Source organism: bacterium (assembly GCA_008933615.1).
Classification (GTDB): Bacteria; CLD3; CLD3; order SB21; family SB21; genus SB21.
On sequence record WBUR01000047.1, the window covers coordinates 15,124 to 27,975 of the forward strand.

The window sequence follows — 12,852 nt, forward strand, 5'->3', positions numbered from 1 at the left end:
ATTCAGGACAGACTCTTTGCTAAGGGGAATAATACACCTAAAACAAAAAAGCCCAGAATGACTTCTGAGCTTTTTTTGTTGTGCGGAGAGGGGGAGATTCGAACTCCCGGTACAGCTTTACAACCGTACGGCGGTTTAGCAAACCGCTGCCTTCAGCCACTCGGCCACCTCTCCAGGGAAATTGGAAATTGGAAATTTTAGATTTTGAATTTTTGAGATGAGTACTATTTCAAATTTTCAATTCAAAACTAAAACTTTTCTTCGTCGCGGAGGATGAGGGACTCGAACCCCCAAGTCCTTGCGGACGGCAGTTTTCAAGACTGCTGACTTACCAATTAGCCTAATCCTCCAAAGAACATCACGCCGTAAAAACGGGACGCAATATACTTTTTTTACCCATGAGTGTCAATATTTAATTGGCTTACCGCGGCAAGGCGCCATTGGTTACCCATGAACGGATCGAATCGATCTGAGCTGTGGTGAGATACGGCGGTCCATCCGCCGGCATCCTTTCTCCTGAGATTCCTGGTGTACCCTGAATTTTTCTAATGAGATAACTATTAGTCGTATCGCCCGGTGCAATACGTTTCAACGTCGGCGTCTCATTGCTTGCAACATTTACAATATGCAGATAGGCGAAGTTTTCTGTGAGATTCTGGCCTTGCGGCGGATTGGAGCCAAAATGACAACGGGTACAATTGGCATTGAATATATTTTGTACCACCAGCGGCACTTTTGGAATCGCCTTTAAAGTTATTCCATAATCGGTCGTTTGGTTATCAATGACTAATGCCGTAAATGTTGAGTCAAAATATCCGGATAAGCTCAGTTTGATAGTATGATTTCCCGTACTAAGATTTTTCAAAGTGTCGGGCGTAAGCTTGCCGCTGCCGGTCCCATTACGGAAAATTGCCGCACCTGACGGAACAGAACTGATGAACAAATTTCCAACAGGCAGTGCCCTCATACTAATCGACTGACTCACTGTCTGATTGGCATTGGGCACAGTGACAGTGAAGGTCGAGTCGAAGTAATTCGTGAGCGTTAATTTTATAGCATGATCGCCGGAAGTAATATTCCTCAAAGTATCCGGAGTTACTTTTCCGCTATTGACATTATCCAGAAATATAGCGGCTCCGCTTGGCGTTGAAGTGACGAATACATTTCCAAAAAGTAATGCCCGCATCGTAACAGATTGGCTCGTAGTCAAATTCTCGCTAACAGATACGGAAAACGTCGAGTCGGCATAATTGCTCAATGTAAGTTTAATCGTATGATCCCCGACAACGACGGATGTCAGCGTATCCGGCGTTATTTTTCCTGTCGTATTGCCGTCAAGAAAGATTGCGGCGCCTGCCGGAACGGAGCTTAAGAATATTTTGCCTACCGGCGCAGACAATGGCGTTAAGGTGATCGAACGAACAGCAGTCGAGCCGTCTTCTACTCTGACGGTGATTGAATCGTCAAAAAAACCGGATTTGCTTAGCCGGACTTCATGAAGCCCGGTATCAAGATCGGTGAATGTGAATGGGGTGACATTTGCAGATTTTATATTGTCGAGATAGATGTCGGCGCCTGCGGGGCTTGACGAAATCTGGATATTCCCTTTGGGTTCATCCGCCGGTTCTGATTTTTCCGCTTTATCGCACGCAAAAAAGCACGCGCCGATAAGGATCGCACCAACGGCCATGATGTGTTTCATACCTGCACCTTTCTTTATATTGGAGGAATGCAAAAAACGTTTCTCTTAACGAATGTTGTCAGCCTTCAAATTCGGTACAGTTAATCCGGCTTCACGATTGCTAATCGTGCTCTACCGTTCAATTCAATGTAAGAAAGGGAAAAATTATATAACTTTAAGCCTGGTATTCGCAAAAAACATTTTTTGCCCGAGCGCTTTCGCACGTTCTCCGGGATCGCCGTGATGAATGATGCTGATCGTCGAAGCCAGGTTTTTCGCAATTTCCATAAATGCTTTTGCGTTGGGTGATTCGGGTTTGGCTATCACAATAGGTTTACCTTCGTCGCCGGCTATCCGCGTTTCGATATCCAGCGGAACTTCTCCCAGAAACGGCACTTCCATTTTGTCCGCCGCTTTGTGCGCGCCGCCGTACGAAAATATTTCCGCGCGGTGATGGCACTTTGGGCATTCGTAGTAACTCATGTTTTCAATGACACCGAGAATCGGAACATTCACCTTCTGGAACATGCCGACGCCGCGCTTTGCATCCATCAACGCAACATCCTGAGGCGTTGTGACGATCACCGCGCCAACCAGCTGTACCGCCTGCGACATAGTGAGCTGAGCGTCGCCCGTTCCGGGCGGCATGTCTACGATCAGATAATCCAGTTCGCCCCAGTCCACGTCGCGCATCAGCTGCGTGATCGCCTGTGCGACTATCGGCCCGCGCCATACCAGCGCCTGATCTTCCGGCATTAAAAAACCGATGCTCATCATTTGTATGCCATGATGTTTGATCGTGTCCATGCGCGTACCGTCGGTAGAAAGAGGTTTCTCATGAATGCCCATCATCAGCGGAATGCTCGGCCCGTAAATGTCCGCATCCAATAGCCCGACCTTGGCTCCTAGCAAACCGAGCGCAACGGCTAAATTGGTCGCCACCGTCGATTTCCCTACGCCGCCCTTTCCGCTCGCCACGGCAATCACGTTTTTTACGCCCGGTAAAAGCGCCGTCGTTTGTTTGGCGCCTTGAACTCGGGAGGTCATTTCAACGCTGACTTTGGTGACCCCCTGTAATTTGGATACTTCAGTGACGCATTGCTGTTTTAACAGGTCTTTGACAGGACAAGCGGGCGTGGTCAGTTCAACTTTGAACGACACGTCCCCGTTTTTGATCTCAATATCTTTGACGAATCCCAGGCTGACGATGTCTTTGTGCAGGTCGGGATCCTGAACTTTTTTTAACGCTTCAAGAATATTTTCTTTGGTTACCATGTTATCCTTTCAACTGGATTGTACTTTTTTTTTCGCGGTGCATATTAAGAAAAAACCGAGTGATTGACAAGTTAATTCAATTTAAACCGGATATAGCACTTGTTATTCAACGAAAAAAAAAGTAGAATATTCTGCTGTTTTATCAATATATACAAATTGGTTTGGAATTTATGCCGCTTAAAGCATTTAAAATGTATCATCCGCGCGATGAGGTGGAAGCGCTCGAAACGCACGGACAAAGTTGGTTATCCGACACGATCGAAGAAAATATCGGCCTGTGCGCTATGCAGACTATTGAACCGGTGTTTAACCGTCATCTCCCGAAGCAGGGAAAAATTCTAGAAGCGGGCTGCGGCCTCGGACGATGGGTTATTTACTATAGACGCAAAGGTTACGACATCATCGGAATCGATCTGGCCAAAGACGCCCTCGCGATGGCTAAATCATACGATCCATCCCTTCCGGTTTTCATCGACAACATCTTGAGATCAAATTATCCGGACGGTCATTTTGACGCCGTCATTTCGCTCGGCGTCGTTGAACATTTTGAAGAAGGGCCTATGGAAGCGCTGAACGAAGCGCATCGTCTGCTGGCGAAAGGCGGATTACTTTTTGTTTCCGTCCCGCTGCAAAACACATTCCGTAAACTATTGGTCAATCATTTGAAACGGATCAAGAAGTTCATCCGGACGCGAAAAGGCCGTTCGTACATTTTTGAAGAATACCGTTATACGCAGAAACAACTTGAGTGTTTTCTAACATCTGCCGGCTTCGAAGTAATAGACGTAGCTGTGGATGATTTTTTCCCGCCGAAAAATATGGGGTTGTTCGTTGATCTTCCTTTTCTGAGAGATAACACGAAAAAATGGGAATTAAACCCATCAGGACGATTGCTAAACAGCCTTTTCCGAACTTTTTCCCCGAGATTTGCCTGCGCCGGACTTTTGTGGGTGTGCAGAAAAAAGTAAGCAATTGGTAAAATAGCCTTGAAAGTCTAAGTTCCATTATCTATATTGGCGCGTCTTTATGACATGGTGGGCATAGCTCAAGTGGTTAGAGCGCCAGGTTGTGGCCCTGGAGGCTGCGGGTTCAAGTCCCGTTGCTCACCCCAGTGAAAACACGTGATTGACGAAAACGCGATTTCGTTTTAAGAACGTGATTTTTTTCTTGCAAAGCGGATTTTTGTTTTGTATAATTGCACCGCTTTTACGATGTATGCGCCTATCGTCTAGGGGTTAGGACATCGCCCTTTCACGGCGGTAACCGGGGTTCAAATCCCCGTAGGCGTACAAAAAAATCCCGTCCTGCACGAATGCGGGACGGGATTTAATTTTTTACCGCAAAATAACCATTCAAAACATTCTTATTTCACTTGTTTGATCATCCTCTGCACTTTTGCCAGTCTGCGTTCCGAAATCGATTTGATCGGTTCCGGAGCGAACATGCTCAAATTAAGATAAAATCGTTCGGCATCGGCGATACGGTTCTTTTCAAAATAGATCTGCGCCAGACTTAGTTTCACCTGCGGCGCACGCGCGTCGTCGGCAAATGCTACGAGAAAGTCCAGGTAGACCGCGATAGCTTTATCGTATTCCTTCTTTAACTCGTAGTCTTTTCCTATCGAGCACATCCGGTCGCCCACTTTCGGCAGCAGAACGCTGTTGGGAAAAGTCTGCGCGACCTGCTTATAAATTCCCAGCGGCACTTCCGTGTTCTTGTTGGCCAGATACGTATCCGCAACCCGAACCAGGGATTCCTCAATGCGGTACGTGTTTTTCATTTCCGTTCTCATTTTTTCGGCCAATTCATTATATATGACCATGGCTTTGTCGGGCTTGTTTGCCGCTTCGTATTTTCTTGCGATACGGTATAAATAAAAATCCGTTGCCCACACGGTGACCGGATTATCCATACGAATCTTCAGATAAGCGGCCTGGGCTTCGTCGATTTTTCCTTCTTTTTCAAGACAAACCGCTTTCTTAAAAGCAATCCACTCATCCAGGTCGGAATAGGTGCGCAGCAGGGGATATAAGGCGCGCGCTTCAGAGAATTTTTTCTGTTTCCACAAAAGTTCTTCTTGTATCAAAACAGACTGTACCATAAGGTAACGGTCTCCGTCCCCGCTGGATTTGCGCAGATGAACGCCTTTGTCCGTTCCTATCCAGATACTCTCATCATCGGAAAATTTCACTACTTTCACATCGTTGGACGGAAGGCCGTTGGCCGTGGTATAATTGATCCAAAATGTTTTATTAAAAAAACTCATGCCCGATTTCGTACCTGCAATGACCTTGCCCGATTTGGAAACACTGACGCATTGAATGACATCGGTCACCAATCCGTCTTTGGTCGTGTATATGCGCCAGGCGCCGTCGTACGCCGCAACCCCTTTGTTCGTCGCAAGCCATTTGGTATCGTTGGCATCAATGTAAAAATCGCGGACTTCCGAAAAATCAATATCGCCGGTATTCACGATCACTTTGGGTTCCTTGTCGAGCTGAACAAGGTATTTATCCGCGATCAGCCACAGCACGCCTTTGCTGTCATCGATAACGAATTTGACGTTATCGGAAGGCATGCCGTTTCTGGAAGTAAAACTTTTTCCTCCGATCAGCAATCCCTGGTCGGTTGCCGCAACTACCGATTTCGTTTTAGGACGGTAAAACATCTGCCGGATCGCGCGGGTATTAAAAGGCGAACCCATGACGATCCACTTGGACTTATTCCTGCTGTAATTCATATTGTAGAGCGTGTTTTTTGTCAAGCCGCCCATGATCGCCCAAAGGTCGCGGTCGGAATCCAAATAAATCTGCGTTACGTTTTGCCCGGACAAACCGTCGGTGTAGGACGTCAGCGCGTTCATGGTCATATCCCATTTCACCGCTCCGTTATTCTGCGTGCCGATCCACAAATTATTTCCTTCGATCATAAAATAATTTACCGGCGAGGCCGTCGCATAATTTTTCCATTCGATGCCGCCTTTAAGGCTCTTCATAATGTCTTCGCGATGCGTCATATCATACGCGTCTCCGACCCTGTACAGGATCTCATAATCATCGCTTGCCGCGGCAAGATCATTGTATACGGGCTGGGAAACTTCCGGCCCTTTCTGTTTTTCCTCCATATTCGCAACGATCCAGCGAATCTCGTTATACCGGGAGTTGTCAGGATATTTGTTGTTCAATTTCTGATATAACCGCGCCGCGCCGAATGAGTCGCCGTCTTTTTCAAACAACGAAGCCATTTTCCATAAAATTTCCGGATTGACAGGATCGTCCGGATATGTGTCAAGGTATTGCTGGTAATACATCTGCGCGTCATTGACCTTCTGAAGTTCGGCCGACAGATCCGCTACATCCAAAATCACTTGTTTTGCTTTCCCATGAGTTGGAAATTGCGCCAGGAACTTTTTCGCAAGTTCTTTGACTTTATCAAGCTGTTCGTCTTTCAAGCTCATTTGTTCCAGCGCGAAGATCACCAGCGGAATCTCCTGCGCCTGCTTCAGATAATCGCGGGTGAAAAACAGGTCGTAAAATTTTCTCGCATTCACGTCGTCGCCTAATACGCGGAATTCCTCCGCTTTTTGAAACAAGGCTGAAGCGATCTTAACCGCATCGTCTTTATCGGTGAACTGATTCAAACCCGTCTTCGTGCCAGCCCATATATCGCCATAAGGATCGCATTCGATTACCAATCCTTCGTCGGAGGCCAGTCCGTCCTTGACCGTAAAGGCTTTTTCCTTTCCGTCCTGAATTTTGTAGATGCCGTCTTCCTCGGATGCGACCCAGACGTTTCCCGCGAGGTCCATGGTGATCGAACTTGCAGGAATATCTTTTAAGTACTGCGTACAGATTTTTTCATCAAATTTGCCGACGCCTTTTTCCGTGGCGACCCATACGATCCCATCCGACGCAACAAACACGTCGTGAATATCGTTGGACGGCAGGCCGTTCAGTTTCTGGTTATAATTTTTCCATGTTTTCCCGTTGAATTGAGCAAGCCCCTCGTCGGTGGCAACCCATATCGCGCCGCGCCAATTGGAGTGAATCGCGCGAATCGAATTGGACGGCAGTAGTTTGTTGGTGTTCTTGGTATCAAAAACCGACCATCGGTCGCCGTTGATTCGCACCAGTCCTTTATCCGTGCCAACCCACACCTGATTATCGTCGTCCACATGCAGGGCTGTGATATCGTTGGTCAGCAGCGTTATGTCGTTTTTCTGGTTATGCGTGAATTTCTTACCGTCCCACATATCCAGGCCGTTGTCCGTGGCAATCCATTTCCTTCCGGTCTTGTCAACGGCGATCGCGCGAATTTTATCCGACAATAATCCGCTTTCCTTGGTAAAAGACGCTGTTTCTTTGATGCCGGTAAATTGTTTTACTCCGCCGTTATGCACGCCGACCCAGACGCCGTTGTCATCAAAATCGATGGACATAACGTGCACGGAACTGCCGCCTTTATCCGTGGTCAAGATCTTCTGCCACTGGGCGAATGCGGCGGTTTGAATAATAAAAAGTGAGATGACGAACATCAGAAAATTTTTCATGGGAATCAAAATCCTAAATTGTTTCAAAATAAAACTTACATGGACGCAAAGATAATCTATTTCCGTCATAAAGGCAATTCTGAAAAAATGCAGGGACGAGATTACAACATTGAATTTCAAACCGAATGTATTTAGATTAAAAAAAAACAAACTGGGTTACGATTCTATGATCCGTTTTTTAACCGCCGGCGAATCGCACGGCAAAGGCCTGGTCGGGATAATCGAAGGTATTCCTGCAGGACTGGAATTGGCCGCAGAATATATTGACCACCAGCTGCATCGCCGGCAGCAAGGTTACGGCCGCGGCGGACGCATGAAGATCGAATCCGACCGGGCAGAAATTATTTCCGGTGTGCGATTCGGGAAGACCATCGGTTCTCCGATCGGCTTGCTCGTATGGAATAAAGATTGGGAAAACTGGAAAGACGTTATGCCGGTTGAGGCTCAAAGGGATAAGAACAAAATAAAAAAAGTTACGCTTCCCCGTCCGGGCCATGCCGATCTTGCCGGCATACTCAAATTCGGATTCGATGATATTCGGCCCGTAATTGAACGCTCCAGCGCGCGGGAAACGGCCATGCGTGTTGCGCTCGGAAGCGTTGCAAGAAAATTACTCGAGGAATTCGGTGTCACAATCGCATCCCATGTAATTCAAATCGGAAAAATCAAAATTCAAAATTCAACATTTAAAATTCAAAATTTCAGTGTATCTGAGATAACGAAATTATCCGACGATTCTGAAGTTCGCGCGCTGTATCCGGAAGACTCAAAAAAAATGATCGACGAAATAAAGGCGGCACAAAAGGAAGGCAATTCGCTGGGCGGAATATTTGAAGTGGTGGTAGACGGCCTTCCGGCAGGACTTGGCAGCTATACGCATTGGGATAAAAAATTAGACGGTATTTTGGCGCAATATATCTGTTCTATCCCGGCCGTCAAAGGCGTCGAGATCGGCGATGCTTTTGAAAACGCGGGAAAATTCGGCTCTGACGTTCATGACGAAATCTTCTATGACGAAAAAAAGGGTTATTACCGTAAAACGAACCGTTCCGGCGGACTTGAAGGCGGGATGACCACGGGCGAACGGTTAATTTTGCGCGGCGCGATGAAACCTATTCCCACGCTCGCCCGGCCGCTGATGTCGGTCGATATTGAAACCAAAAAATCAGCCTCCGCGCATAAAGAGCGAACGGATACGTGTTCCGTTCCCGCCGCGGCGGTGGTCGCCGAAGCCATGACGGCGCTCGCGCTGATCAATCCTTTCCTGGAAAAATTCGGCGGAGACAGTATGAACGAAATTAAAAAGCATTTACAGTTCCATCGCTGAGACGAACACAAACTACGATTTCACCTCCCGCAGATTTCGCAGATGCACGCAGAAATCATCAGCCCGAAATTGCGATATTTTTTTTCTTTGCGATCTTTGCGCCTCTGCGGTTAATGATCTCAATGAAATTCCTCTTCAAACCATCCTCTTGCTCCTAAATTCCACCGCTTTCTCCTTTTTGCATAATTTCCATCTTCCGACATAAATCAGTTAAAAACATGACATCGGTCATTGTTGTGGGGATATGAATTCCTTATCTTTAATCCAACTAATCAAAGACATGATAATACTTTAAATATAATAAATTCAATAAATTAATAGGGAAACCCATGAAACGAAATATGGTCACTTTGGATGGTAATGAAGCGGCGGCGTATGTTGCTCATAAATTAAACGAAGTTATCGCTATTTATCCCATCACTCCGTCCTCAGCCATGGGCGAATTTTCTGATGAATGGTCGGCGCACGGACAAAAGAATATTTGGGGAACGGTTCCGTCCGTGATGGAAATGCAGAGCGAAGGCGGCGCGGCCGGCGCGGTTCACGGCGCCTTACAAACGGGCGCATTAACAACGACTTTCACATCATCGCAGGGTTTACTGCTGATGATTCCAAATATGTATAAGATCGCGGGTGAACTGACCTCCACGGTGTTTCACGTTGCGGCGCGGTCGGTGGCGTCGCAGGCTTTGTCCATTTTCGGCGATCATTCGGACGTGATGGCCGTTCGCGCCACGGGATTCGGACAACTCGTTTCTAACTCGGTTCAGGAAGTGATGGATTTCGCACTTATTGCCCATGCCGCGACACTGGAAGCGCGTCTGCCCCTGATCCATTTCTTTGACGGTTTCCGCACGTCGCACGAAGTGATGAAAGTGGAACAGCTTTCCGAAGAAGATCTCCGCGCGATGATGGATGAGGAACTCATCCGCGCGCACCGTCTGCGCGCCTTGTCGCCGGACCGTCCTTTCATGCGCGGTTCTGCGCAGAACCCGGACGTGTTCTTCCAGGGACGCGAATCGGTGAATCCCTATTACGCAAAGTGTCCGGACATCATTCAGAAAACTATGGATAAATTTGCCAAAATTGTCGGACGGCAATATCACTTATTCGATTATCACGGCGCGCCCGATGCGGACCGCGTGATCATCATCATGGGCTCCGGCGCAACCACCGCGCAGGAAACCGTCGATTACCTCGTGAATAAAGGCGAAAAAGTTGGCGTGCTAAAAGTTCATCTCTACCGCCCGTTCGCAATCGAACAATTCATCGGCGCGTTACCGAAAACGGTAAAGAAAATTTCCGTTCTTGACCGCACAAAAGAACCCGGCAGCGCTGGCGAACCTTTGTATCAGGATGTGCTGACGGCGCTCACCGAATCGATGGGCGAAGGTAAATTACCTTTCGCATTTCCGAAAGTAGTCGGCGGCCGCTACGGATTATCGTCGAAAGAATTCACATCCGCGATGGTCAAAGGTATTTTTGACGATTTGTCAAAACCACAGCCGAAAAATCATTATACGATCGGCATTAACGACGACGTAAGTCATACAAGCCTGAGCTACGACCCGTCATTGACAACGGAAGGCAAAGATGTGGTGCGCGCGCTGTTCTACGGACTCGGTGCGGACGGCACGGTCGGCGCCAACAAAAATTCCATCAAGATCATCGGCGAAGACACCGACAATTACGCGCAAGGTTATTTTGTTTACGATTCCAAAAAATCCGGTTCGGTTACCATTTCCCATTTGCGTTTCGGGCCGAAACAGATCCAGTCGTCGTATCTTGTTAATTCATCCAACTTCGTTGCATGCCATCAATATACGTTCCTCGAAAAATACGACATGCTGAAAACTATCGTGGACGGCGGCACATTCCTGCTCAACAGCCCTTACGGAAAAGACGAAGTTTGGAATACCTTGCCCCGCACGGTTCAGCAACAGATCATTGATAAAAAATTAAATTTTTATGTCATCGACGGCTATACCGTTGCCAAGGACACCGGTATGGGCGGCCGTTTTAACACGATCATGCAAACGTGTTTCTTCGCTATTTCCGGAATTCTGCCGCGCGACAAAGCTATCGAAGCGATCAAAGCTTCGATTGAAAAAACGTACGGCAAGAAAGGCGAAGAAATTGTGCGGATCAATTTCAACGCCGTCGATCAGACCTTGGTCAATTTGCATCAGGTTGAAGTTCCTAAAACGGTAACGAGCAAGATCGAATTGCCGCCGGTCGTTTCCTCGAAGGCGCCGGATTTTGTCAAAAACGTAACTTCTAAAATCATTGCCGGACTCGGCGACGATCTGCCGGTCAGCGCGATGCCTGTTGACGGCACGTTCCCAAGCGACACCGCGCAGTGGGAAAAAAGAAATATCGCGCTGGAAATTCCGGCCTGGGATCCCAAAGTGTGTATTCAATGCAACAAATGCGCGCTGGTTTGTCCCCACGCCACGATTCGCATCAAAGTTTATGATCAGAAAGAACTATCTTCGCAACCTACGACGTTCAAATCAACGCCGTACCGAGGCAAAGAATATCCCGGCATGATGTATTCGATCCAGGTTGCTCCTGAAGACTGCACCGGCTGCGGCATTTGCGTGGATGTTTGTCCTGCGAAAAATAAAAGCGAAACACGCCTCAAAGCGATCAACATGGTTCCGCAGCCGCCATTACGTGATAACGAACGTACGAATTGGGACTTCTTCCTCAACTTGCCCGAGATCGACCGCCGCAATGTTCAAACCGGCTCGGTGAAAGGCTCCCAATTCCTTCAGCCGCTGTTTGAATTCTCCGGCGCCTGTTCCGGGTGCGGCGAAACGCCGTATCTGAAACTGCTGAGCCAGCTTTTCGGCGACCGCACCGTTATTGCCAACGCGACGGGCTGTTCCTCGATCTACGGAGGTAACCTTCCGACGACGCCGTGGGCAAAGAATAAGGAAGGACGGGGCCCGGCATGGTCTAATTCGCTTTTTGAAGATAACGCGGAATTCGGCCTCGGCATGCGGCTCACGATGGATAAACAAAACGAGTACGCGCGTGAACTGTTGCAAAAACTGGCTTCGCAGGTTGGCGACGATCTCGCGCAGTCCATTCTCACGGCAAAACAAGTAGACGAATCGGATATTCACGATCAGCGCGAGCGCGTGGAAGCGTTGAAGAAACAGCTGGCGACGATTAAATCAACCGAAGGAAAAACGCTTCTAACGATTGCCGATATTCTGGTGAAGAAATGCGTCTGGATCGTCGGCGGCGACGGGTGGGCATACGATATCGGTTACGGCGGACTCGATCACGTACTCGCGTCGGGACGTAATGTAAATATTCTGGTGCTCGATACGGAAGTCTATTCCAATACCGGCGGACAGATGTCCAAATCAACCAATCGCGCCGCCGTGGCCAAATTCGCCGCGGCAGGGAAACGCGTGTCGAAAAAAGACCTCGGCCTGATGGCGATCAGCGCCGGACACGTGTACGTCGCGCAAATTGCCATGGGCGCCAACGATACGCAAACGGTCAAAGCATTTCTCGAAGCGGAAGCGTACGACGGCCCGTCGGTGATCATTGCCTATAGCCATTGTATCGCGCACGGCATTAATATGGGGCTCGGCCTGCATCAGCAAAAAGCCGCAACGGACAGCGGACACTGGCCGCTATACCGATACAATCCGAACCTGGCCCTGGAGGGAAAAAACCCGCTGGTTCTGGATTCTAAAGCGCCGAGCATTTCGTTCAAAGATTATGCGTACAACGAAACTCGCTACAAGATGCTGACCATGAGCGATCCGGAAATGGCGAAAACTCTGGCCATACAGGCGCAGGATGACATTAATAAGCGCTGGAATTTTTATGAACAGATGGCGACGCTCCATTACGGCGAAAACGGGAAAGACGTCTCGGATCATTAACAAAGAAATTCGACGGCTTTAATATTGATCGTAAAGTCAAAATGGTATGGGCAATGATTGAAATTTTCGAATGAATAAATGTTAATCTAATAAATTAGAAAGGTACCTTTAT

6 protein-coding genes and 4 tRNA genes are annotated in these 12,852 nt (G+C 48.0%); 5 read left to right on the plus strand and 5 right to left on the minus strand.

The features are described from left to right. Window positions 1-83: 83 nt before the first annotated feature. The 4 genes from F9K33_14565 to apbC form a co-directional block, all read right to left on the minus strand. A tRNA-Ser gene (locus tag F9K33_14565) sits at window positions 84-174 on the minus strand. 93 nt (window positions 175-267) lie between these two features. Next, window positions 268-350: transfer RNA gene (locus tag F9K33_14570), tRNA-Ser, on the minus strand. A 71-nt stretch (window positions 351-421) separates the two neighbouring features. Continuing rightward, the gene (locus F9K33_14575; GenBank protein ID KAB2878065.1) at window positions 422-1,702 is read right to left on the minus strand and encodes a PEGA domain-containing protein; all 1,281 of its coding nucleotides are present in this window, start codon (window positions 1,700-1,702) and stop codon (window positions 422-424) included. Window positions 1,703-1,846: 144 nt separating this feature from the next. Beyond that, the gene (apbC, locus tag F9K33_14580) at window positions 1,847-2,956 is read right to left on the minus strand and encodes an iron-sulfur cluster carrier protein ApbC (GenBank protein ID KAB2878066.1); all 1,110 of its coding nucleotides are present in this window, start codon (window positions 2,954-2,956) and stop codon (window positions 1,847-1,849) included. Between the two features lie 170 nt (window positions 2,957-3,126). Between apbC and F9K33_14585 the strand changes: the two genes are divergently transcribed. The 3 genes from F9K33_14585 (at window position 3,127) to F9K33_14595 (ending at window position 4,245) form a co-directional block, all read left to right on the plus strand. Next, a complete protein-coding gene (locus F9K33_14585; protein KAB2878067.1) occupies window positions 3,127-3,924 on the plus strand; it encodes a class I SAM-dependent methyltransferase in 798 nt (265 codons plus the stop codon). A 66-nt stretch (window positions 3,925-3,990) separates the two neighbouring features. Beyond that, a tRNA-His gene (locus tag F9K33_14590) sits at window positions 3,991-4,067 on the plus strand. 106 nt (window positions 4,068-4,173) lie between these two features. After that, window positions 4,174-4,245 (plus strand) — tRNA-Glu (locus F9K33_14595). A gap of 74 nt (window positions 4,246-4,319) precedes the next feature. Here F9K33_14595 and F9K33_14600 read toward each other — a convergent pair. After that, complete coding sequence (locus tag F9K33_14600) at window positions 4,320-7,574, minus strand: tetratricopeptide repeat protein (protein KAB2878068.1); 3,255 nt, start codon at window positions 7,572-7,574, stop codon at window positions 4,320-4,322. A gap of 100 nt (window positions 7,575-7,674) precedes the next feature. On the opposite strand from F9K33_14600, the gene aroC reads away from it, so the two are divergent. Beyond that, the gene (gene aroC / locus F9K33_14605; protein KAB2878070.1) at window positions 7,675-8,832 is read left to right on the plus strand and encodes a chorismate synthase; all 1,158 of its coding nucleotides are present in this window, start codon (window positions 7,675-7,677) and stop codon (window positions 8,830-8,832) included. A gap of 329 nt (window positions 8,833-9,161) precedes the next feature. Then, window positions 9,162-12,740 (plus strand): pyruvate:ferredoxin (flavodoxin) oxidoreductase, encoded by a 3,579-nt coding sequence (gene nifJ, locus F9K33_14610; protein ID KAB2878069.1) that lies wholly within the window; start codon window positions 9,162-9,164, stop codon window positions 12,738-12,740. The last annotated feature ends 112 nt before the right edge of the window (window positions 12,741-12,852 follow it).